The organism is Mesorhizobium sp. AR07 (assembly GCF_024746815.1).
Taxonomy (GTDB): Bacteria; Pseudomonadota; Alphaproteobacteria; order Rhizobiales; family Rhizobiaceae; genus Mesorhizobium.
Genome location: NZ_CP080525.1, coordinates 4,935,434 through 4,958,152, shown reverse-complemented (window position 1 = coordinate 4,958,152; position 22,719 = coordinate 4,935,434). Strand labels below are relative to the sequence as shown.

Below are 22,719 nucleotides of genomic sequence, written 5' to 3'. Positions count from 1 at the left end.
TTATTCTCCTCAACAAGAAGCAAGAAAATCGACCGCAGAGTCGAACCAACAGAGTGAGGAACTCGATATGTCAAACGAACTGGAATTCCTTAGCCGGCGAGTCGCGTCCGGCAAATTGAGCCGTCGCGATTTTCTCGGTCGGGCGGCAGCGCTCGGCGTCACCGCGACCTTCGCCAACTCGCTGCTTTCAGGCGCGGCGCGCGCCGCGGGCCCGGTCAAGGGCGGCTCGCTGAAGGCCGGCCTGGTCGGCGGCGAATCCACCAACAGCCTCGACCCGGCGCTGATGATGACGCAGGTGCCGTTCGCCTTCGGCAAGTGCTGGGGCGAAATGATCGTCGAGCTGTCGCCGGAAGGCAAGCTTGAGAACCGCATCGCCGAGGAGATCGGCTCGTCGGCGGACGCCAAGGTGTGGACGCTGAAGATCCGTGACGGCGTCGAATTCCACAACAGCAAGACGGTGACCGCGCAAGACGTGGCCGCCACGCTCGAGCGCCATTCCGACGAAAAGTCCAAGTCCGGCGCGCTCGGCTACATGAAGGGCATCGCGACCATCAAGGCCAGCGGCAAGGAAGTGGTGCTGACGCTGAAAGAGGCCAACGCAGATCTGCCCTACCTGCTCAGCGACTACCACCTGATCGTCCAGCCCAATGGCGGCAAGGACAAGCCGGATGCCGGCATCTCGGCCGGTCCCTACGTGGTCAAGACCAACGAGCCCGGCGTGCGCCATGGCGGCGAGCGCTTCGCCAACTACTGGCAGGGCGACAAGATGGGCCATGCCGACCAGATCGAAGTCATCGTCATCAACGATGCGACCGCGCGCACGGCGGCCCTGCAGGGCGGCCAGGTCAACATGATCAACCGCGTCGAGCCGAAGATCGTCGACCTGATCAAGCGCCTGCCGGGCGTGACCATCCGCAATCACGCCGGTCCTGGCCACTACGTCTTCATCATGCATTGCAACACGGCACCGTTCGACAACAACGACCTCAGAATGGCGCTGAAGCTGGCGATCGACCGAGAAGAGATGCTGACCAAGATCCTGCGCGGCTACGGCTCGCTCGGCAACGACTTCCCGATCAATTCGTCCTATCCGCTGTTTTCCGAGATCGAGCAGCGCAAATACGACCCCGACAAGGCCAAGTTCCATTACAAGAAATCGGGTCACGACGGCACGGTGCTGTTGCGGACCTCTGACGTCGCTTTCCCGGGCGCCGTCGACGCCTCGCAGCTGTTCCAGCAGAGCGCGGCCAAGGCCGGCATCAAGATCGAGCTCAAGCGCGAGCCCGGCGACGGCTACTGGAACGAGGTCTGGAACAAGCAGCCCTTCTGCGCCTCCTACTGGGGTGGCCGCTCGACGCAGGACCAGATGTATTCGACAGCCTATCTGTCGACGGCCGACTGGAACGACACGCGTTTCATGCGCCCGGACTTCGACAAGATGGTGCTGGCGGCGCGCGCCGAGCTCGACGAGACCAAGCGCAAGCAGATGTACCACGACATGGCCGTCATGGTGCGCGACGATGGTGGTCTGATCCTGCCGATGTTCAACCAGTTCATCGACGCGACCGGTGCCAAGGTCGATGGCTGGATCGACGATCCGCACCAGGAATTGATGAACGGCTACGCCCTGGCGAAGTGCTGGCTGCAGGCCTGAGCCGGCTTTGCGGATATGTCTTCACCCATCCTGAAGCTAATCGCCCAGCGCATTGCGCTGGGCATCGTCCTGTTGCTGGCCGTTTCGGTCCTGATCTTCGCCGGCACCCAGATCCTGCCCGGCGACGTCGCGCAAGCCATTCTCGGACAATCGGCGACGCCGGAGTCGCTTGCCAATCTGCGCGAGCAGCTCGGGCTGAACGACCCCGCCTATGTCAGGTATTTTCACTGGCTCGGCGGCGTGCTGACCGGCGACTTGGGTACTGCCATGTCGAGCGGCCAGGATATCGCCACATCGATCAAGGGCCGGCTTTGGAACACGCTGTTCCTCGCCTTCTGGGCGGCGATCGTCGCCGTGCCGCTGGCGATCATCCTCGGCCTGATCGCGGTACGCTACCGCAATGGCTGGGTCGACAAGCTGATCTCGGGACTGGCGCTCGCCTCGACCTCGTTCCCCGAATTCTTCATCGGCTATGTGCTCGTCTATTTCTTCGCCGTGAAGTGGCAGATCTTCCCCGGCATTTCGACCGTCTATGACGGCATGCCGTTCGGCGAGCGCATGCAAGCGATCGCCTTGCCGGCAACGGCGCTGACGCTGGTGGTGCTGGCCCACATGATGCGCATGACACGCGCCGCGATCCTCAACGTCATGCAGTCGGCCTATGTGGAGACGGCGGAACTGAAAGGCCTGTCGGCCTTCAACGTCATCCGCAAGCATGCCTTCCCCAACGCGATTGCGCCGATCATCAACGTCGTCATGCTCAATCTCGCCTACCTCATCGTCGGCGTCGTCGTGGTCGAGGTGATCTTCGTCTATCCGGGCATGGGACAGTATCTCGTCGACCACGTCACCAAGCGCGACGTGCCGGTGGTGCAGGCGGTCGGCCTGATCTTCGCCGCCGTCTACATCAGCCTCAACATCATTGCGGACGTTGCGGCCATCGTCGCCAATCCGCGTCTCAGACATCCGAAATAGGGGGCGGATATGCTCGATATCAAACGCATCCCCATCCCCGCGCTGATCGGCATCGTGCTGACGGCACTGTTCGTGCTGGCGGCGGTGTTCGCCCCGTGGATCGCGCCGCACGACAATGGCGAAATCGTCGGCGACGTCTGGGAACCGATGTCGGCGGCGCATTGGCTGGGTACCGACAATCTCGGCCGCGATCTGTTGTCGCGCATGATCTACGGTGCCCGCATCACGCTGTTCATTGCCGTGCTCGCCACCGCGCTGTCGTTCTCGCTCGGCGCCATTCTCGGCTTCTCGGCGGCGGTATTCGGCGGCTGGTTCGACACGCTCTTGTCGCGCCTCGTCGACCTGTTGATGTCGATCCCGACACTGATCATGGGCCTCGTCGTACTTTCCGTGCTGCCGACAAACCTGGTGACGCTGATCCTGGTGATGGGCATTCTCGACTCGACCCGCGTCTATCGCCTGTCGCGGGCGGTCGCCGTCGACATCAACGTCATGGATTATGTCGAGGCGGCGAAATTGCGCGGCGAGGGCAGTGCCTGGATCATCTTCCGCGAGATCCTGCCCAACGCGCTGTCGCCGCTGGTTTCGGAACTCGGCCTGCGCTTCATCTATGCCGTGCTGTTCCTGTCGACGCTGTCCTTCCTCGGCCTTGGCGTCCAGCCGCCGGATGCGGACTGGGGCGGCATGGTCAAGGAGAACAAGGACGGCATCGTCTTCGGCATCGCGGCAGCCCTGATCCCGGCGGCGGCGATCGCCCTGCTGGCGATTTCGGTCAACCTGGTCGCCGACTGGGTGCTCAACCGGACGACAAGCCTGAAGGGAGGGCGCGGGTAATGGCCGACAAGCAATCGCAATCCGGGCAATCCCAATCCAGGCAACCCGAGGCCGGGCAATCCCAATCCGGGCAACAGAAGCCCGGCGTTCTCCTCGACATCCGCAATCTGCGCATCGAGGCGACGGTTTTCCCGCCCGGCGAACCGCCAAAGAACATCGTGCTGGTGCACGATGTCTCGCTGACCCTGCAGAAGGGCAAGGTGCTTGGCCTGATCGGCGAATCCGGCGCCGGCAAGTCGACCATCGGCCTGTCGTCGATGGGCTATGGCCGCGGTGGCGTGCGCATCACCGGTGGCGAGGTCATCCTGAACGGCCGCGACATCCTCAAGGGTGGCAAGGACGGCTTCCGCAAGCTGCGCGGCCGCGAGGTCTGCTATGTCGCGCAGTCGGCGGCGGCCGCCTTCAACCCGGCGCACAGGCTGATGGACCAGGTGGTGGAAGCCACGCTGCTGCACGGCACCGCGAGCCGAGCCGAGGCCGAGAAGCGCGCTGTTGCGCTGTTCAAGAAGCTCAGCCTGCCCAACCCCGAAACCATCGGCGAACGCTTTCCGCACCAGGTCTCTGGCGGCCAGTTGCAGCGCGTGATGACCGCGATGGCGCTCTGCTCCGAGCCGGACCTGATCGTCTTCGACGAGCCGACCACGGCGCTCGACGTGACGACGCAGATCGACGTGCTGGCGGCGATCAAGGACGCCATCCGCGACACCCATGTGGCGGCGCTCTACATCACCCATGACCTTGCCGTCGTCGCCCAGGTCTCCGACGAGATCATGGTGCTGCGCCATGGCCGGCTGGTCGAATGGGGCGGCACGCGGCAGATCATCAAGGAGCCGCGCCAGGAGTATACCAACGCGCTGGTGTCTGTGCATGAGATCGAACATGCCGAACAAAAGCCCGGCACGACGCCGTTCCTGTCGGTGAAGAACGTCACCGCCGCCTATGGCCGCAGCCACATCAAGGTGCTGAAGAACGTCTCGGTCGACATCTCTCCGGGCCAGACGCTCGCGGTGGTCGGCGAGTCCGGCTCCGGCAAGTCGACGCTGGCGCGCGCCATCACCGGGCTTTTGCCACCCGAAGAGGGAACGGTCACCTTTGATGGGCGCCCGCTGGCAAACCGGCTGGCCGACAGGCCGAAGGAAGATTTGCGCCAGTTGCAGATGATCTACCAGATGGCCGACGTGGCGATGAACCCACGCCAGACCGTCGGCACCATCATCGGCCGGCCGCTCGAATTCTATTTTGGCATACGCGGCCGCGAGCGCGACAAACGCGTCGCCGAACTGCTCGACAAGATCGAGATGGGCAAGGGCTTTACCGACCGCTACCCGGCCGAGCTTTCCGGCGGCCAGAAGCAGCGCGTCTGCATCGCCCGTTCGCTCGCCGCCAAGCCGAAGCTGATCATCTGCGACGAGGTGACCTCGGCGCTCGATCCGCTGGTGGCGCACGGCATCCTGAAGCTGCTGCTCGGCCTGCAGAAGGAGGAGAACGTCGCCTATCTCTTCATCACCCATGACCTCGCCACGGTGAAGTCGATCGCCGATTCGATCGCGGTGATGTATCGCGGCGAAGTGGTGCGCTATGGCCCGAAGAGCAAGGTGCTGAGCCCGCCCTTCGACGACTATACCGACCTTCTCCTGTCATCTGTCCCAGAGATGGAGATCGGCTGGCTGGAAAAGGCGATCAAGGGACGTCGAATGGCCAGCGCGGGGAACTAGCGAGCCTTGGTCAGGCACGACTGCCGTCATCCGCATGCAACACTAGAGCGCCACACGTCCCTTTTGGACGGGCGCCGCTCGTGTGGAATTGTTTTAACAAGAGGTAGGACATGAAAACTGAACTCGACCATCTCGCTGAACTCGCCGGCCAGGGCCGGATCTCGCGTCGCGATTTCCTCGGCCGCACCGCGGCACTTGGCGTGTCGGCGGCACTGGCAACGACGCTGGCCGGCAAGGCCTTTGCCCAGACGCCGGTAAAAGGCGGAACGATCAAGGCCGGTCTGCAAGGCGGTGAATCGACCAACAGCCTCGATCCTGCGCTGAACCTCAGCCAGGTCACCTACAGCTTCGGCAAGCAGTGGGGCGAATATCTTGTCCGGCTGATGCCCGACAACAGCCTGACAAACATGATCGCGGAGGAGATCGGCGCCGCCAAGGACGCCAAGACCTGGACGATCAAGGTGCGCGACGGCATCGAGTTCCACAATGGCAAGACCGTGACCGCGGAAGACATCGCGGCCACCATCGAACGCCATGCCGACGAGAAGTCGAAGTCGGGCGCGCTCGGCATCCTCAAGAACATCAAGGGCGTCAAGGCGAGCGGCAAGGAAGTGATCGTCACGCTCGGCGACGCGGATGCCGACTTCCCCTATCTGATGGCCGACTACCATCTCGTCATCCAGCCGAATGGCGGCAAGGACAATCCCAATGCCGGCATCAGCGCCGGGCCGTACAAGGTCACCGTCAACCAGCCGGGCGTGCGCCATGGCGGCGAGCGTTTCGCCAATTACTGGCAAGGCGACAAGCTGGGTCATGCCGACCAGATCGAGATCGTCGTCATCAACGACGCGACGGCGCGGCTGGCTGCCCTGCAGGGCGGCCAGGTGCACATGATCAACCGCGTCGAGCCCAAGGTTGTCGATCTGGTCAAGCGCATCGCGGGCGTCACCATCGAGAACGTCTCGGGCAAGGGCTACTACCCGTTCAACATGTTCTGCGACACCGCACCCTTCGACAGCAATGAGCTCAGAATGGCGCTGAAGCTTGCCATGGACCGCGACGAGATGCTGGAAAAGATCCTGCGCGGCTATGGTTCGGTCGGCAACGACTTCCCGATCAACGAAGCCTATCCGCTGTTTTCCACCGATATCGAGCAGCGCAAGTTCGATCCGGAAAAGGCGGCGGCAGCCTACAAGAAATCCGGCCATAGCGGCTCGATCGTGCTGCGCACCTCGGACGTCGCCTTCCCGGGCGCCGTCGATGCCGCCCAGCTCTACCAGCAGTCCTGCGCCAAGGCCGGCATCAAGATCGAGATCAAGCGCGAACCCGGCGACGGCTACTGGTCGGAAGTCTGGAACAAGCAGCCCTTCTCGCTCTCCTACTGGGGCGGACGCGCCACGCAGGACCAGATGTATTCCACCGGCTACGTCTCGACCGCCGACTGGAACGACACTCGCTTCAAGCGGCCGGAATTCGACAAGATGCTGTTTGCGGCGCGCGGCGAGCTCGACCAGGCCAAGCGCAAGGCGATCTATCACGACATGGCGGTGCTGATGCGCGACGAAGGCGGGTTGATCGTACCCTTCTTCAACCAGTTCATCGACGCTGCCGCCACCAACAAGATCAGCGGCTTTGCCAAGAGCCCTATCGGCGAAATGATGGATGGCTACGCGCTCGGCGAGTGCTGGCTGAACGCCTAGCCAAACCTGCCTATCATTTCATAACAAGGAACGCCGTGTGCCCCAGCGGTGCACGGCGTTCTAATTTCAACTGCGCAATCGCATGGAGTCGCCCGTGGCGCTCAAGACAAAACTTTTGCTGATCATCCTCGATGGCGTGCCCTACAGGAACTGGCGACGGCTGATGGGCAATCTCGAAGGCTGGGTGCAATCGGGCGAGGCGAGCGTCTGGAAGATGCGCTCCGTGCTGCCGTCGACCTCGGCCTGCTGCTATGCCTCGATCCACACTGGGGTTTCGCCGCAGGTGCACGGCATCCTGTCCAACGAGAACCGGTTCCGTGTCGAGCAGCCCGACATCTTCTCCGAAGTCAGCAAGGCCGGCGGCAAGACCGGCGCGGTCACCCATTCCTACTGGTCGGAGTTCTTCCGCGCCTATCCGTTCGACCTCGTCGAGGACATGGAATTCGACGAGCCGGGCGGGCCGATCACGCATGGCCGCTTCCACACCATGACCGGTTACAACGCCCGCAACCAGATGACGCCGAGCGATGTCGATTTGTTCGCGACGCTGACCATGCTGACCAGGCGCCACGGCATCGACTACGGCATCCTGCACACCTGCACGCTGGACTCGATGGGCCATCGCTTCGGCCACGACTGCCACGAGATGGATCATGCCGTCTATGCAATGGACGGCATGCTGGCCGCCTTCCTGCCGCGCTGGATCGAGGCCGGCTACGAGGTCATGATCACCGCCGACCACGGCCAGACCGATCGCGGCCACCATGGCGGCCATGACGACGAGATGCAGGATTTTGCCCTCTATTATTTCGGTTCGGCCAAGGGCCCGCAGGCCGACACGCTGCTCGACCAGTTGCAACTGGCACCGACGGTGCTGAGCCGGCTGGGTGTTCCGGCGCCGGCGACGATGAAGGGTAAGCCGTTTTTGAGCTGAGCAGGACGCCTTCCCTTCCCCCCTTGTGGGGGAAGGTGGATTGTCGCGAAGCGACAAGACGGATGAGGGGTGCTGGAAGAAACACGGCGTGAAAATATTGAGGGTTTTTAAGCGCTTACTTCTCCAGCGCAATGATCCGTCCAACACCCCTCATCCGTCTCGGCGCTACGCGCCGATCCACCTTCTCCCACACGGGGAGAAGGAAACGGCTCGGCTACTGGCAACCGCCCGGCTCTTCGGTTAGCCTCCCAAAAATTCCTTGGCGGAGGATGAACCTTTTTGGACCTATCGGCGACAGAGCAGACAGGAGCCAGGCGGCTCGACCGGCGATGACGGCGGCGACCGAGACCGATCGCGCGCTTGTCGACCGGGTCGCGAAGGGCGACCGTGCCGCCGTGCGGCTCCTGTTCATGCGTCACCACGCGCGGGTCTATCGCTTCGTGGTGCGCCAGACGGGATCGGACATAATGGCTGACGATATCGCGAACGAAGTGTTTCTCGAATTATGGCGGCAGGCGCCAGGCTTCGAAGGACGCTCCGAAGTCTCGACATGGCTGCTCGGCATCGCCCGGTTCAAAGCGCTGTCCTTGCTGCGCAAGAAAAAGGAAGACTGGATCGACGACGAGGCCGCCGCCGCGGTGCCCGACAGCGCCGACACGCCGGAAGTCGTCACCATGAAGGAAGACAAGGCTGCCGCCTTGCGTCGCCTCATTGACGCCTTGCCGGAAGAACACCGCACGGTGATCGACCTTGCCTATTATCATGGGCAATCGGTGGGCGAGATCGGCGAGGTGCTCGGCATTCCGGTGGCGACGGTCAAGACCCGGATGTTCTACGCCCGCAAGAAACTCGGCGAGGCCCTCAAGGCTGCCGGTTACGACAGGGGATGGCCATGAGCGCCGCCGAAAAGATGTCGCGCCGCGACGAAATGGAAACGCTGCTGCCGTTCTATCTGAACGGCTCGCTGGAAGGCTCGGACCTGGAAGCCGTCGAGGAATGGCTGGCCAACGATCCAGTGGCAATTGCCGGTCTCGGCGAGGCGGAAGCCGAATTCTCCGGCACAACGGCCACCAACGAAGCGATCCGTCCGCCGGCCAATGCGCTCAGCCGCTTCGCCAGGGCGCTCGATGCCGAGGCCGGATCTGCGCGCAAGCCAGCAAGCTCGTCCTGGCTGGCGCAGACCTGGGGCCGCTTCATGGCGGTGCCGGCCGGCTTTGCCTGGGCGGCCGCCGCGGTTCTGCTTGCCTTGATTGTAGTGCAGTCGTTGGTGCAGCCCGGTGGCAAGAGCGGCAATTTCGAGATTGCCGGCGCGCAAGACGATCTGGCGAAAATGCCGTTCGCCCTGGTCAAGTTCAAGCCGGACGCGAAGATGTCGGACGTTTCCGGCTTTCTCGGCGGCAACGGGCTGAAGATCATCGGTGGGCCGACCGCCGACGGCGTGTTCCGGCTCGGCATTCCCGCCACAAACGCCGCCGACTACACCAGGCAAATCAGCCTTATTGCCGCCCAGCCTTTCACCGACACTGTGATCGAGGGAAGGAAACCGGTTGATGGCGGCTGAGGCGGTCATTCGATTCGCGGCGATCCTGGCGGCGGCGATGACAATCGCCGCCGTGCCCGCGTCTGCGCAGGCCAACGACCCAAACCTTGACCGAACGAAGATCGACTGCGGCAACGCGGCCAATGCATCGGCACCAGACTGCGCCAAGGACGGCGGCGACGCAAAGGGCGGATCTGGCGCGGCACAGGCCGGGGCCGTTTTTCTGCCCGCGTTGATCGTCGACCTGTTTCCCAACCCGCCAGCCTCTTTAGCACCCGCGCCGACGCCGCAACCGGCACCGCCCGCCAACAACCAGGCCGGCCCCCCTGCCGGTGGCCCGATCGTCTCGCCGACCGATCTCATCGCCGTTCAGCCGCCGCGTGCCGTGGTCGGCGATTTCGTGCCCGACGAGGTGCTGGTGACGGTCGACGGCGATGCCGGGGCGGTGCAGCAGATCGCCGCGTCCTTCGGACTCGAGGTGCGCTCGCAGCGCCAGTCCAGGCTGCTTGGCACAACGCTGGTGCGCTTCGGCATTCCCGACGGCCGCCCCGTCGGCGTCGTGCTGGCGCAGCTTGCCGCCGACGGCCGCACCCAGCGGCGCGAGCCCAACCATGTCTATTCGCTGCAGCAGGCCGCCAGCATCGTCAATTACGCCTTCGACCGCATCGTGCTCGACCCCAAACAGGCCAGCGGCGAGAACGTCCGCGTCGCGGTGATCGACACCGGCATCGACGACAGCAATCCGGCGCTGTCCGGCGTCATCGCCGGAGAGTTCGACGCCATGCCCGGCGTGCCGATCGAAAAGCGCGATCACGGCACTTCGGTCGATGGGCTGATCGCCGGGGTCGGCGCGCTGGAGGGCATGGCCCCAGGGGCCAGGATTTACCACGCCCGCGCCTTCGAGGGCGGCAAGTCGACGATGGACGTCATCCTGTCGGCGCTCGACTGGGCAGCGAGCCAAGACGTTCGCATCATCAACATGAGCTTCGTCGGGCCGAAGAACGAACTGCTCGGTGTCGCCTGCCGCAATGCAAGGGCGCTCGGCATCGTGCTGGTCGCCGCCGCCGGCAACAACGGGCCGAAGGCGCCCTATGGCTACCCGGCCGCGTTCGACGGCGTCATCGCCGTGACCGCCACCGATGCCAAAGACGGGCTGATGCCGCAGGCCAATCGTGGCGCCTATATCTTCATCTCGGCGCCCGGCGTCGAGATGGTGGCGCCGAGTGGGGCCGGCTCGGACGTGGTCACCGGCACTTCTTTCGCCGCGGCGATCGTGAGCGGCGCCATCGCCAATCTCATCCATGCCGCGCCCGACCGCACGGCCGATAGTATCGAGAAGGTGCTGGCGGCGACCGCCAAGGATCTCGGCCCCAAGGAGCGCGACAATGATTTCGGCTACGGGCTGCTCGACATCAAGGCGGCCGAGGCGGCGAAGGAGTAATCCACGACGGTTCAAGTCGCGGTTTGCCGAGAGCGGTTCATCGTTTCGCGGAAACGCAGAACCGCTCTATCTCTTTGTTTTGACGCAATTCCCAAGGGAAAGCGCTACGCGCTTTTCCCGGTAAAACCGTTTCACACTTTTCCTGGAATTGCTCTGGGACGTACCAAAAAATAGAATGCGACGATGTGCGTGATCATCAGCAGCGGCACGTAGATGATCGGGATCGCGTAAGTGGCGCCCAGCTCCCCCGCGCGTGCGGGAAGGCCGATCTGGACGGCGTGGTAATAGTCGACGATCAGGTCGAGCATCCCCACGAGATTGAAGGCGACGACGAACGCCCAGAAGAGAGTGCGTATCCTCACCGTGAGCAGCGCCAACATGGCCAACAGCCCTGTCGCGAAGTCGCCATAGGCGGCGAAGACGGCAAAGCTGGGAGGCAGATCGGGGCTTACGACGCCCGGAACGAGGAAGACCAGCCCGAAGAAGCGGAAGCTGTGCAGAGTGGCAATGGCGCGCTGCGCCGCGACCCGGTCCATCGACCCGAGCCACGGCAGACCGTATGCACCGAGGCAAAGCAGCCACACGACATAGCCCAGAACGAGATGGGTTTGGAACAGGATTTCCGTGGACATTTGGCCTCCTCTCGGCGGTTGGTTCAGGCCACCTCGAACACTGCGGTCAGGATGCCGAGCCGGCCTTCCATGAGATTTCGACCCAGGTTGGTCGCAAGCTCGGCGAAGTCCGGTCCCATAACCACGCCGAGATTTGGCGAAGGCGGCGGCCCCGACGCGCGGAACTGTGCGAACCAGGCCTTGGCGGCCTCGGTGTCGTCTTGCCATGCCAGCATGCGGAAGCCGGCCGGCTCGATCGCCTCGCGCGTCGCGTCGATTGTCAGGAGGAAGCTTGTCGCCGGTGTTCGCGCCCAGGGGAGCGGATAATGCGGCTCGCTCCCGGCCAACACGACGTCGAAGGTGGCAAACCTGCCGCCTGGCTTCAGCATGCGCCGAATTTCGCTATAGAGCCGCTCCCGGTCGGAGATGTTCATCGCCACGTGCTGCAGCATCACGACATCAAAACGACCATCATCAAATGGAAGCTCCAGTGCACTGGCGGTCTGGAACGACAGCTGCCCGCTCTGCCCCGTGCGCTCGGTCAGATAGCGCGCGGCATCCACGAAAGGCTCGCTGATATCCACGCCAGCAACCCGGCAGCCATAGGTCGCAGCCAGAAAACGCGCCGGCCCGCCGACGCCCGAGCCGACATCCAGTACTGACATGCCGGCGGCGATCCCGGCCAATTGGGCAAGCTCGGCGGTGGCGGCAAGCCCACGGGTGTGAAACTGGTCGAGGGCGCCCAACTGCTGGGGCGTGAGGAGCTGGTCCTCCGGGCCGAGGGCAGCCAGTACCGTCTTCAGCCGCTCAGTCAGGCCGGTCGCGCGATAGTGGTTGCGTACCCCTTCAAGTTCATCGGTCATTGCAAGATGTCTCCTGGCTTCAGCTCTTACCTAATCCCGCTTCCATAATTCGGCCATCCGCTGTAATCACAACAGCCTATGAAGCAGAACTACACAGTCCGACATGGTGCGCTGGAGGGCGTCGAGGCGTTCCTGGCTGTCGCGAGGCACCGCAACTTCCGTCGCGCCGCCGCCGAACTCGGCGTGACGCCGTCCGCCGTGAGCCAGGCGGTGCGCGCGCTGGAAGCCCGCATGGGTGCGGCGATGTTCGTCCGCACGACGCGGAGCGTCGGCTTGACCGAACCTGGTCAGCGGTTCCTGGACCGTGCCGGCCCGGCTTTCGAGGAGATCGTCGCGGCCGGCGAGGCCGCCCGCGATATCGGTCAACGGCCGACCGGGCTGCTCCGCCTGTCCGTGCCCCGCGCCGTCGTGCCGCTGATCCTGGAACCGATGATCGCGTCGTTCTGCCGAGCCTATCCCGAGATCGAACTGGAGATCGCCGCCAGCGACGAGATGGTCGATCTCGCGACCGGCGGGTTCGATGCCGGCATCCGCCTCGGCCAGTTCATCGCGGCCGACATGGTCGCCGTGCGGCTCACTCCGTCGTTCTCGTTCGTGGTCGTCGGCAGCCCGGACTATATCGAGCGCCATGGCTACCCTGAACGTGTCGACGACTTGCGCCATCACGCCTGCTTGCGCTTGCGTCGCTCAAACGGCGCGATTGCGCCCTGGTCTTTCGTCGACGGCAACGAGGCGATCGAGGCGATGGTCTCGGGCCCGCTGATCGCGCACGACTATCCGACATTGATCGGCGCCGCGCTGCAGGGTGTCGGGCTGGCGCAGACGCCTCGACCCGTCGCCGAACGTCCGATAGCCGAAGGAAAGCTCAGATCGGTGCTGGACGACGTCGCCGCCATGACGCCGGGCGTCTTCCTCTATCATCCCGGCAAGCGCCAGGTCCTGCCGAAGCTGCGCGCCTTCATCGATCACCTCAAATCGGCGGCCTGAGCTACGAGCCAAGCGAAGTCATCACTGCGGGCTCTGGTTCACAGCCAACTGGTCTAAGAGCCGACCTCGGTCGCTTAGAGCTATTGGATTTTGACGATTATGCGGGCGCGCCGGCGACCGATCCCCTGACGACCAGGTCGACCGGCCAGACCTCGCCGCGGGCGCCCTCTTCCAGTCCGGAAATCCGCGCTGCCAGCCGCTCGGCGACGCGCGCGCCGGCGAGACGGATGGACGAGCGCGTCGTCGACAGCGGCACGGAGAAATTCTCCGGCCTCAGCCACGGAAAGACGTCGTCATGGGCGATCAGCGACACGTCGCCCGGAATGGTCAGGCCGAGGTCGCGCACCGCGCGCACGACGCCGAGCGCCATGATCAGGCTGGAGCAGGCGATCGCCGTCGGCGCGTCGCCCTCCTCCAGCAAACGCCTGGTCGCGCGATAGCCGTTCTCCTCGGTCATGACCACCGAGCAGACATGACGGTCGCCCAGTGTCAGCCCGCTCGCGGCGAGCGCCCGGCGCACGCCGCGCTCGCGGTGGATGGCAAAGGTCTCGCGATCGTCACCGTTGATCAGCGCCAGCCTGCGGTGGCCGAGCTGGATCAGCAGCCGCGCCGCCTCGTGAAAGGCGCCCTCATTGTCGATATCGGTGAAGGGATAATCGAAATCGAAACCTTCGCTGCGGCCATGGACGATGAAGGGAATGCCGAGCGTGTTGACCAGGGCCACGCGCCGGTCCTGCGGCCTCGGCGAAGAGATGTAGACGGCGTCGACCTGCCGGTTGGCGACGATGCGCCGGTAGGTCGTCTCCTGGTCGTCGGCGTCGGCCGGCGACAGCACCAGGTCGAGTTCGTGCGAGCGGGCATAGTCGCCCAGTCCGGACAGGAACTCGACGAAATGCGGATCGATGTCGACGGACGCACCGGTCGGCAGGACATAGCCGATCATGCCGGTCTTGCCGGTCGCCAGCCGGCGCGCGCTCGGATTGGGCCGGTAGCCGTGGCGCTTGGCGGCGTCGACCACCCGCCGGCGCGTTTCCTCGTTGACCTCGGGATAGCCGTTCAGCGCGCGGCTTACCGTGGTCTGCGAAAGCGCCAGCATATGAGAGAGCTGCTTGAGGTTCACGAGAGGCCTCCACGCCTCAAAGCGCTTTTAATTCAGTGAATCCGAGCACCGCAACGGCACGGCGATATGAAGATGAACCATAGGCGCGCTTTGGCCGGGTTTGAAACGAAATTGCTGCTGCACTGCCATAAAAGCATGTTGCAGCGCACTTTTCTCGTGCCGCATCCCTAAAATTAAATCGATTAGCCAGCGACCCTCTTGACTTCTGACTGATTCAATGGCGAGATCGAAAAAGCCAAAGCGCTTTGGAAGACTCTTCGAAAGGTTGCGGTTCCTTTCTGACTGAGTCACAGTCCTACGGCGTCGGCGGGCGGAATGGAGGTTCCGTCCGGTGTATGTGACCCACTGGGAGGGAATACCGATGAAGAAAATGCTTTTGCTGGGCGCCGCGTTTGCCACGCTCGCCCTGAACGCGCCCGCGCATGCCGAACTGAAGTTCAAGCCGGGCGAAGACCCCCGCTTCAACTGGGCGAACTACGAAGAGCTCAAGAAAGTCGACCTCAAGGGCGAGACGCTGTCCATTTTCGGGCCGTGGCGCGGCGAGGACGAGACCCTTGTACGCACCGTGCTTGAGTATTTCCAGGAAGCGACCGGCGCCGAGATCAAATACTCCTCGTCGGAAAACTATGAACAGCAGATCGTCATCGACACGCAGGCCGGCAGCCCGCCCAACATCGCCGTGCTGCCGCAACCCGGCCTGATCCAGGATCTGGCATCGAAGGGCCTGCTGACGCCGCTCGGCGACGACACCGCCAAATGGGTCAAGGACAATTACGGCGCCGGCCAATCCTGGGTCGACCTCGGCACCTTCAAGGACAAGGACGGCAAGAGCGGCTATTTCGCATTTCCCTACAAGGCCGACGTGAAGGGTCTGGTGTGGTATTCCCCGGACAATTTCAAGGAAGCCGGCTACACAGTGCCGAAGACGCAGGAAGAACTGGCCACGCTTGAGCAGAAGATCATCGTCGATGGCGGCAAGCCGTGGTGCATCGGGCTCGGTTCCGGCGGCGCCACCGGCTGGCCGGCGACCGACTGGGTGGAAGACTACATGCTGCGCACCCAGCCACCGGAAGTCTACGACAAGTGGGTCAAGAACGAGATTCCGTTCAACGATCCCGCGGTGGTCAACGCCATATCGCTTTTCGGCAAGATCGCAACCGACGACAAGATGGTCGATGGCGGCGCCAAGGCTGTCGCGGCGACCGACTTCCGCGATAGCCCGAAAGGTCTCTTCTCGGTGCCGCCAAAGTGCTACCTGCATCATCAGGCATCGTTTATCCCGACCTTCTTTCCAGAGGGCACGAAACTCGGCCAGGACGCGGACTTCTTCTACTTCCCGGTCTACGCTTCGAAACCCGAGCTTGGCACGCCTTTGGAAGGCGCCGGCACGCTGGTGATGATCACCAAGGACTCCAAGGCCGCGCGCGCCTTTATCGAGTTCCTCAAGATGCCGCTTGCGCATGAAATCTGGATGGCCCAGGGCGGTTTCGTGACCCCGTTCAAGTCCGTCAACAAGGCCGCCTATGCCAGCGAGGCGCTCAAGAGACAGGGCGATATCCTGGCGAACGCCTCGACCTTCCGCTTCGACGGCTCCGACCTGATGCCGGGCAAGATCGGCGCAGGAGCCTTCTGGACCGGCATGATCGATCTGGTCGGCGGCAAGTCCGCCCAGGATGTCGCGACCGACATCCAGAAAGCATGGGACGCGATAAAGTAAGCGGGCCGATCCTGCCTTGCACTGGATCCGGGCCTTTCCTGGCCCGGACCCAACGAGCATCACCGCTCGCAATCCTCATGAGCGCATAGACATTTCCGGCATGGAGCACCGTCCGCAAGAGGGGAAAGCCTGATTGCCTCGACGGTGCTCTGGAAAAACTGAATCTGCGCCTGATCCTGTCGCCAAGGGTCACTCACCTTGGCCGATCACGCGCGTGGGGAGGGACACCATGGCGGCTCAGATATTCTCGGCCATATTCGTCATCATCATCGGCGTCGGCGGCTGCGTCGCCTATTTCTGGGGCGCCAACAAGCTCGTCGACCTCATATTCCCGTCGCGTGGTGTCGCCGGCGCTGCGGCCATCGATAATCTGCGCCGGCAAGGGTTGGTCCGCCCCTGGCTGTTCGTCGGCCCGGCGATGATCATCCTCACCATCTACCTGATCTATCCGGTGGTGGAGACGCTGCGGCTGTCGTTCCTCGATCGCGGCGGCACCGGTTTCGTGGGATTTGCCAACTATCAATGGGCGTTTGGCGACCGTGATTTCCGCAACTCGATCCTCAACAACATCATCTGGCTGGCCGTCGTGCCTGCCGCGTGCACCTTCCTTGGCCTGATCATCGCCGTGCTCACCGACAAGATCTGGTGGGGCACGATCGCCAAGAGCCTGATCTTCCTGCCGCTGGCGATCTCCTTCGTCGGCGCCAGCGTGATCTGGAAGTTCATCTACGAGTATCGCGGCGAGGGCCAGACGCAGATCGGCATCTTCAACGCCGTCATCCAGCATTTCGGCGGCCAGCCGCAGGTCTGGATATCGCTGCCGTTCTGGAACAATTTCTTCCTGATGATCATCCTGATCTGGATCCAGACCGGCTTTGCCATGGTCATCCTGTCTTCCGCCCTGCGCGGCATTCCGGAAGAGACGCTGGAAGCCGCCGTCATCGACGGTGCCAATCCGTTCCAGATCTTCTGGAAGATCATGGTGCCGCAGATCTGGGGCACGATCGCCGTCGTCTGGACCACGATCACCATTCTCGTGCTCAAGGTGTTCGACATCGTGCTGACCATGACCAATGGCCAGTGGAACAGCCAGGTGCTGGCCAATCTGATGTTCGACTGGATGTTCCGCGGCGGCGGCGATTTCGGCCGCGGCGCCACCATCGCCATCATCATCATGATCGCGGTCATTCCGATCATGGTCTGGAATATCCGCCAGGCGAACAAAGAGACGGGAGGGCATTGAGATGGCCGTTGCGACCGGAAATTCCTTCGCCAGCCGCTTCGGCGTCCACTTTGCCGTGCTGGTCTTCGTGGTGATCTGGACCATCCCGACACTCGGCATTCTCGTCTCCTCGCTGCGGGACAAGGATCAGATCATCGCCTCCGGCTGGTGGAACTCGTTCTCCAGTTCCACCCAGACGGAAGCGGGCCGGCTGCCGGCCGCCTCGACACAAATCCAGAAGGACGGCAAATTCGTCCTCCAGGGCAACATCTTCGGCGACGGCGCCAAGCGCAACATTGCCGCCTTCGGCGTCAAGGCGGCAGCACCGACGCAATATCCCGCCGGCACATCAGCCGATCTCGGCGACGGCGTGACCCTGCAGCTCAACGCCGATGGCAGTTTCGTCATGCAGTCGCCCAAGGCGTTCGAGGGCGATCGCGGGCAGCGTCTCTACTATGCCTCGTCGGCACCGCCGAAATTCACCACCGACAATTACAAGACCGTGCTGTTCTCGGAAGGCATCGGGCGGTCGTTCATGAACTCGCTGACCGTCACCATCCCGGCGACCGTCATCCCGATCCTGATCGCCGCCTTTGCCGCCTATGCCCTGGCCTGGATGCGGTTCCCTGGCCGCGCGCTGCTGATCGCGGTGATCATCGGCCTGCTGGTCGTGCCGCTGCAAATGTCGCTGATCCCGCTTTTGAAGCTCTACAACGGCGTCGGCTCCTTCTTCGGTGTGCCGTCGAAAACCTATCTCGGCATCTGGCTGGCGCATACCGGCTTCGGCCTGCCCTTCGCCATCTATCTGCTCAGGAGCTACATTGCCGGCCTGCCGCGCGAAATCATGGAATCGGCGCGCATCGATGGCGCCAGCGATTTCGAGATCTTCGTCAAGATCGTGCTGCCGCTGTCATTCCCGGTGCTGGCCTCGTTCGCCATCTTCCAGTTCCTGTGGGTCTGGAACGATCTGCTGGTGGCGATGGTGTTCCTGGGAACCGCCCCGGATCAGATCGTGCTGACCGCCAAGCTCAATGCATTGCTCGGTTCGCGCGGCGGCAATTGGGAGATCCTGACGACATCGGCGTTCATCACCATCATCGTGCCGCTGATCGTGTTCTTCTCGCTGCAGCGCTATTTTGTCCGCGGGCTGCTTGCCGGCTCGGTGAAAGGAGGCTGAGACGATGCAATCCGCTTTGAGGGCCAATTCGAAGCCTGACCTCGCCGTCGATCGCGACTGGTGGCGAGGTGCGGTGATCTACCAGATCTATCCGCGCAGCTACCAGGACTCGAACGGCGACGGCATCGGCGACCTGAAGGGCATCATTGGCCGGCTCCCCTACATTGCGGGCCTCGGTGCGGACGCCATCTGGATTTCGCCGTTCTTCAAGTCACCGATGAAGGATTTCGGCTACGACGTGTCGGACTATTGCGACGTCGATCCGATGTTCGGCACGCTGGCCGACTTCGATGCGCTGACCGCCGAGGCGCACAGGCTGGGCTTGAAGGTGATGATCGACGAGGTGCTGTCGCACACCGCCGACAACCACCCATGGTTCAAGGAAAGCCGGTCGAGCCGCACCAACCCGAAGGCCGACTGGTATGTCTGGGCGGACGCCCGGCCGGACGGCACGCCGCCCAACAACTGGCTGTCGATCTTCGGCGGATCGGCCTGGCAATGGGACACCAGCCGCCAGCAATATTACCTGCACAACTTCCTGGCCGAGCAGCCCGACCTCAACTTCCATAACACGCAAGTCCAGGACGCGCTGCTCGACGTCACCCGCTTCTGGCTGGAGCGCGGCGTCGACGGTTTTCGGCTCGACACCATCAATTTCTACTTCCACAGCCAGGGCCTGGAAAACAATCCGCCGCTGCCGCCGGAAGAGCGCAACGACCAGACCGCACCGGCGGTCAATCCCTACAACTACCAGGACCATATCTACGACAAGAGCCGCCCGGAAAACCTCGGCTTCCTCGAACGCTTCCGCGCCTTGCTCGACGAATATCCGGCCACCGCCGCGGTCGGCGAGGTCGGCGATTCGCAGCGCGGGCTGGAAGTGGTCGCCGCTTACACCGCCGGCGGCAAGCGCGTGCACATGTGCTATTCCTTCGATTTCCTGGCGCCGGAAAAGATCAGTGCGTCGAAGGTCCGTTCGGTGCTGGAAGCCTTCGGCAAGGTCGCCAGCGACGGCTGGTCGTGCTGGGCCTTCTCCAACCACGACGTGATGCGCCCGGCGTCGCGCTGGGCGGCTGGCGAGGCCGATCCGACCGCCTATCTCAAGGTCATCTCGGCGCTGCTGATGTCCTTGCGCGGCTCGGTCTGCATCTACCAGGGCGAGGAGCTTGGGCTCGGTGAAGCCGACCTCCGGTTCGAGGATCTGCAGGACCCCTACGGCATCCGCTTCTGGCCGGAATTCAAGGGCCGCGACGGCTGCCGCACACCGATGGTGTGGGACGGCAGCGCCAGGAATGGCGGCTTCTCCTCGGCAAAGCCCTGGCTGCCGGTGCCGGCCAAACACCTTTCGCAAGCGGTCAATGTGCAGCAGGGCGACGAAAATTCCCTGCTCGAGCACTACCGGCGCTTTCTCACCTTCCGCCGCGCCCATACGGCGCTGGCCAAGGGCGACATCACATTCATAGAAAGCGAGGGCGACACCGTCGCCTTCACGCGACGCGCAGGCAACGAGCAGGTCGTCTGCGTCTTCAATCTGGGAGCCAGGCCAACCGAGGTTGACCTCGGCGGCCGATCGCTGCAACCTTTGCCCGGGCACGGATTTTCGGGACAGGCGAGCACCGGCTCCATACCGCTCGGCGGTTACGGCGCCTGGTTCGGACGCATCGACTGAATTTCAAATCACTGGAATTTCAAATTACTGGGAGGAAACCAATGGCCGATGTCACGCTAAGACAAGTGAAGAAGTCCTACGGCAATCTGAACATTCTCCACGGCATCGACCTCGACATAAAGTCGGGCGAATTCATCGTCTTCGTCGGCCCCTCGGGCTGCGGCAAGTCGACATTGCTGAGGTCGATCGCCGGGCTTGAGGAAATCACCTCCGGCGAACTCAAGATCGCCGGCGAGGTCGTCAACGACGTGCCGCCGTCGAAGCGCGGCATCGCCATGGTGTTCCAGTCCTACGCGCTCTACCCGCACATGACCGTCTACGACAACATGGCGTTCTCGATGAAGATCGGCAAGGAGAACAAGGCCGAGATCGACCGCCGCGTGAAACAGGCGGCGGAGATCCTGCAGCTGACCAAATATCTCGACCGCCTGCCCAAGGCGATGTCGGGCGGCCAGCGCCAGCGCGTCGCCATCGGCCGCGCCATCGTGCGCAATCCGAAAGTGTTCCTGTTCGACGAGCCGCTGTCGAACCTTGACGCGGCGCTGCGCGTCGCCACCCGCATCGAGATCGCCAAGCTCAAGGAATCGATGCCCAATACGACCATGATCTACGTCACCCACGACCAGGTCGAGGCGATGACGCTGGCCGATCGCATCGTGGTGCTCAAGGAAGGCCATATCGAGCAGGTCGGCACGCCGATGGACCTCTACAAGAAGCCCGGAAACCTGTTCGTTGCCCAGTTCATCGGTTCGCCGGCTATGAACATCCTGCCGGCGACCATCGACAAGACCGGAAGCCCGACCGTCGTCAGCCATGTCGGCGGGCGCAAGGCGACCGTGCCGATCACGACGCCGGCTTCGGCGAAGGGTGCCGCGGTGAGCTTTGGCGTGCGGCCGGAAGACCTGATAGTCGCCGATGGCGCCGACTATTTGTTCGAGGGGACGGTCGACTATGTCGAACAGCTCGGTGAGGTTCAGCTCGTCTATGTCGACATCGGCCGCGCGGACCTGCCGCTGGTGACGAAGCTGCCCGGCAATGCCGAGGTCAAGCGCGGCTCGACATTGCGGCTGCGCGCCAACGGTGAAGACCTGCATATCTTCGACGCGGATGGACGGTCGTTCGCATTGCATGAGGCGCAAGCAAAGGCGGCTTGAGACAGAACCAAGTCTCGACACAAAAAAGGAGCGGCGGGCAAGCCCACCGCTCCTTTTTTTGAAATAGCTTCGGCTGTTAGTGGTTGCCGAAGAGGTTCCGGTCGCTGCCCTGAGGGGCGGACGTCTGGACGTTGCCCGACGAATTGAGCAGCTTGCCGACGAGACCGCCGCTGCTGCGGATCGAGCCCGTATGCGAGTTGTCAACCGAGTTGGCCGAAGGCGAGGTGACCGCAGGCTGGCTGACAGCATTGGAGCCATAGTTGTCGCTAGCGGCGAAAGCGCTGCCGGAAAGGGCCAGAACGGCGGCGGCAGCAATAAGGATCTTGTTCATTTTAGTCTCCTGAATTTTTTGGAGCCTCTCCAAGGCGGCGGGATAGGCCCGCCGTCGGCTTGGAATTGGCTGTTAGTTGTTAGTTGTTGCCGAACAGGTTGCGGTCGCTGCCATGGGTGACAGGCGTCTGCGCAGCCGGCTCAGACTTCTTGATGGAAGCCGTGTACGAGCTGTCAACCGCAGCGGCAGGCTGGTTGACGCTGTTCGAACCGTAGTTGTCGCTACCGGCGAAAGCGCTGCCGGAGATGGCCAGAATGGCGGCGGCAGCAATAAGGATCTTGTTCATTTTAGTCTCCTGAATCTTTCGAGCCTCTCCAACGCGGCGGGACAGGCCCGCCGGCGGCTTGGAATTGGCTGTTAGTTGTTGCCGAACAGGTTGCGGTCGCTGCCATGGGTGACAGGCGTCTGCGCTGCCGGCTCAGACTTCTTGGTGGAAGCGGTGTACGTGTTGTCCACCGCAGCCGCGGGCTGGTTGACGCCGTTCGAACCGTAGTTGTCGCTACCGGCGAAAGCACTGCCGGAAAGGGCCAGAACGGCGGCGGCGGCAATAAGGATCTTGTTCATTTTAGTCTCCTGAATTTCTGGATTTAGCCAGGGCGGCGGGCGGACCCGCCGTCAACTGGACTCGGCTGTTAGTGGTTGCCGAAGAGGTTGCGGTCGCTACCCTGGACAGGCGTCTGAGCAGCCGGTTCCGACTTCTTGATCGAAGCGGTGTACGAGCTGTCGACAGCAGTGGCTGCCGGGGCATTCGAACTATAGTGGTCGCTATTCGCGAAGGCGCTGCCGGAAATGGCCAGAAGGGCTGCGGCAGTGAGAATGATCTTTTTCATTTTTTGGTACTCCAGTATCTTCTTTTTCCGTCCGTCTAGCGGCGTGTCTTGGAAGGAAATTCGCGTCGTTCGGACAGCCCCGATGTGGGAAAGCCATCCCGCCATTTCCAATCACGAAGTTGTTCCGCGTGGACCAAGAATCCGCCACTTGAAATTGCGCCAAGAGCATCTAGGTCATATGTTTTTATCAATTATATCAATACGTTGAACGAAGAGGGCACCCGGTTCACCAACTGTGTCGGAGG

The 22,719-nt window shown here is 63.0% G+C and carries 22 protein-coding genes; 15 read left to right on the top strand and 7 right to left on the bottom strand.

The genetic code is table 11. The annotated features are described in order from the left end of the window. Positions 1–67: 67 nt before the first annotated feature. The 9 genes from BPNPMPFG_RS24995 (at position 68) to BPNPMPFG_RS24955 (ending at position 10,793) form a co-directional block, all read left to right on the top strand. Complete coding sequence (locus BPNPMPFG_RS24995; protein WP_258591289.1) at positions 68–1,654, top strand: ABC transporter substrate-binding protein; 1,587 nt, start codon at positions 68–70, stop codon at positions 1,652–1,654. Positions 1,655–1,669: 15 nt separating this feature from the next. Beyond that, positions 1,670–2,629 carry an ABC transporter permease gene (locus BPNPMPFG_RS24990; protein WP_258591288.1) on the top strand — a complete coding sequence of 320 codons (960 nt, stop codon included), beginning with the start codon at positions 1,670–1,672 and terminating at the stop codon, positions 2,627–2,629. Between the two features lie 9 nt (positions 2,630–2,638). Further along, the gene (locus BPNPMPFG_RS24985; protein ID WP_258591287.1) at positions 2,639–3,463 is read left to right on the top strand and encodes an ABC transporter permease; all 825 of its coding nucleotides are present in this window, start codon (positions 2,639–2,641) and stop codon (positions 3,461–3,463) included. Continuing rightward, a complete protein-coding gene (locus BPNPMPFG_RS24980) occupies positions 3,463–5,178 on the top strand; it encodes an ABC transporter ATP-binding protein (protein WP_258591286.1) in 1,716 nt (571 codons plus the stop codon). Before BPNPMPFG_RS24985 ends, BPNPMPFG_RS24980 begins: the two co-directional genes overlap by 1 nt. Before the next feature lie 110 nt (positions 5,179–5,288). Then, on the top strand, positions 5,289–6,878 hold the full coding sequence (locus BPNPMPFG_RS24975; RefSeq protein ID WP_258591285.1) for an ABC transporter substrate-binding protein: 1,590 nt from the start codon (positions 5,289–5,291) through the stop codon (positions 6,876–6,878). Positions 6,879–6,972: 94 nt separating this feature from the next. Next, positions 6,973–7,812: an alkaline phosphatase family protein gene (locus tag BPNPMPFG_RS24970; RefSeq protein ID WP_258591284.1), complete on the top strand. Its 840-nt coding sequence runs from the start codon at positions 6,973–6,975 to the stop codon at positions 7,810–7,812. Positions 7,813–8,141: 329 nt separating this feature from the next. Further along, positions 8,142–8,708, top strand: coding sequence for a sigma-70 family RNA polymerase sigma factor (locus tag BPNPMPFG_RS24965; protein WP_258591283.1), 567 nt, complete (start codon positions 8,142–8,144; stop codon positions 8,706–8,708). Further along, positions 8,705–9,373 carry an anti-sigma factor gene (locus BPNPMPFG_RS24960; protein ID WP_258591282.1) on the top strand — a complete coding sequence of 223 codons (669 nt, stop codon included), beginning with the start codon at positions 8,705–8,707 and terminating at the stop codon, positions 9,371–9,373. Before BPNPMPFG_RS24965 ends, BPNPMPFG_RS24960 begins: the two co-directional genes overlap by 4 nt. After that, the gene (locus BPNPMPFG_RS24955) at positions 9,363–10,793 is read left to right on the top strand and encodes a S8 family serine peptidase (protein ID WP_258591281.1); all 1,431 of its coding nucleotides are present in this window, start codon (positions 9,363–9,365) and stop codon (positions 10,791–10,793) included. The genes BPNPMPFG_RS24960 and BPNPMPFG_RS24955 overlap by 11 nt, the downstream gene beginning before the upstream one ends. 131 nt (positions 10,794–10,924) lie before the next feature. Here the strand turns inward: BPNPMPFG_RS24955 and BPNPMPFG_RS24950 are convergent, their stop codons facing one another. Further along, positions 10,925–11,425: a DUF8737 domain-containing protein gene (locus BPNPMPFG_RS24950; protein WP_258591280.1), complete on the bottom strand. Its 501-nt coding sequence runs from the start codon at positions 11,423–11,425 to the stop codon at positions 10,925–10,927. A gap of 23 nt (positions 11,426–11,448) precedes the next feature. Beyond that, complete coding sequence (locus BPNPMPFG_RS24945; protein ID WP_258591279.1) at positions 11,449–12,267, bottom strand: class I SAM-dependent methyltransferase; 819 nt, start codon at positions 12,265–12,267, stop codon at positions 11,449–11,451. Positions 12,268–12,345: 78 nt separating this feature from the next. Between BPNPMPFG_RS24945 and BPNPMPFG_RS24940 the strand changes: the two genes are divergently transcribed. Next, on the top strand, positions 12,346–13,254 hold the full coding sequence (locus BPNPMPFG_RS24940) for a LysR family transcriptional regulator (protein WP_258591278.1): 909 nt from the start codon (positions 12,346–12,348) through the stop codon (positions 13,252–13,254). 97 nt (positions 13,255–13,351) lie between these two features. On the opposite strand, the gene BPNPMPFG_RS24935 is transcribed toward BPNPMPFG_RS24940, so the two are convergent. Next, the gene (locus BPNPMPFG_RS24935) at positions 13,352–14,374 is read right to left on the bottom strand and encodes a substrate-binding domain-containing protein (protein WP_258591277.1); all 1,023 of its coding nucleotides are present in this window, start codon (positions 14,372–14,374) and stop codon (positions 13,352–13,354) included. Positions 14,375–14,735: 361 nt separating this feature from the next. Between BPNPMPFG_RS24935 and BPNPMPFG_RS24930 the strand changes: the two genes are divergently transcribed. The 5 genes from BPNPMPFG_RS24930 (at position 14,736) to BPNPMPFG_RS24910 (ending at position 21,313) form a co-directional block, all read left to right on the top strand. Then, positions 14,736–16,091: an ABC transporter substrate-binding protein gene (locus BPNPMPFG_RS24930; protein WP_258591276.1), complete on the top strand. Its 1,356-nt coding sequence runs from the start codon at positions 14,736–14,738 to the stop codon at positions 16,089–16,091. A 229-nt stretch (positions 16,092–16,320) separates the two neighbouring features. Further along, positions 16,321–17,334 carry a carbohydrate ABC transporter permease gene (locus BPNPMPFG_RS24925; RefSeq protein WP_258591275.1) on the top strand — a complete coding sequence of 338 codons (1,014 nt, stop codon included), beginning with the start codon at positions 16,321–16,323 and terminating at the stop codon, positions 17,332–17,334. Between the two features lies 1 nt (position 17,335). Beyond that, positions 17,336–18,490, top strand: coding sequence for a carbohydrate ABC transporter permease (locus BPNPMPFG_RS24920; RefSeq protein ID WP_258591274.1), 1,155 nt, complete (start codon positions 17,336–17,338; stop codon positions 18,488–18,490). 4 nt (positions 18,491–18,494) lie between these two features. Further along, on the top strand, positions 18,495–20,159 hold the full coding sequence (bglA, locus tag BPNPMPFG_RS24915; protein WP_258591273.1) for a beta-galactosidase BglA: 1,665 nt from the start codon (positions 18,495–18,497) through the stop codon (positions 20,157–20,159). 41 nt (positions 20,160–20,200) lie between these two features. Then, the gene (locus tag BPNPMPFG_RS24910; protein WP_258591272.1) at positions 20,201–21,313 is read left to right on the top strand and encodes an ABC transporter ATP-binding protein; all 1,113 of its coding nucleotides are present in this window, start codon (positions 20,201–20,203) and stop codon (positions 21,311–21,313) included. A gap of 76 nt (positions 21,314–21,389) precedes the next feature. Here the strand turns inward: BPNPMPFG_RS24910 and BPNPMPFG_RS24905 are convergent, their stop codons facing one another. The 4 genes from BPNPMPFG_RS24905 to BPNPMPFG_RS24890 all read right to left on the bottom strand — a co-directional run bounded on the left by BPNPMPFG_RS24905 (position 21,390) and on the right by BPNPMPFG_RS24890 (position 22,474). Next, positions 21,390–21,644 (bottom strand): DUF680 domain-containing protein, encoded by a 255-nt coding sequence (locus tag BPNPMPFG_RS24905; RefSeq protein WP_258591271.1) that lies wholly within the window; start codon positions 21,642–21,644, stop codon positions 21,390–21,392. A gap of 79 nt (positions 21,645–21,723) precedes the next feature. Continuing rightward, positions 21,724–21,930: a DUF680 domain-containing protein gene (locus BPNPMPFG_RS24900; RefSeq protein ID WP_258591270.1), complete on the bottom strand. Its 207-nt coding sequence runs from the start codon at positions 21,928–21,930 to the stop codon at positions 21,724–21,726. 71 nt (positions 21,931–22,001) lie between these two features. Further along, positions 22,002–22,208: a DUF680 domain-containing protein gene (locus BPNPMPFG_RS24895; protein ID WP_258591269.1), complete on the bottom strand. Its 207-nt coding sequence runs from the start codon at positions 22,206–22,208 to the stop codon at positions 22,002–22,004. Between the two features lie 68 nt (positions 22,209–22,276). Next, complete coding sequence (locus BPNPMPFG_RS24890; RefSeq protein WP_258591268.1) at positions 22,277–22,474, bottom strand: DUF680 domain-containing protein; 198 nt, start codon at positions 22,472–22,474, stop codon at positions 22,277–22,279. Between the last annotated feature and the right edge of the window lie 245 nt (positions 22,475–22,719).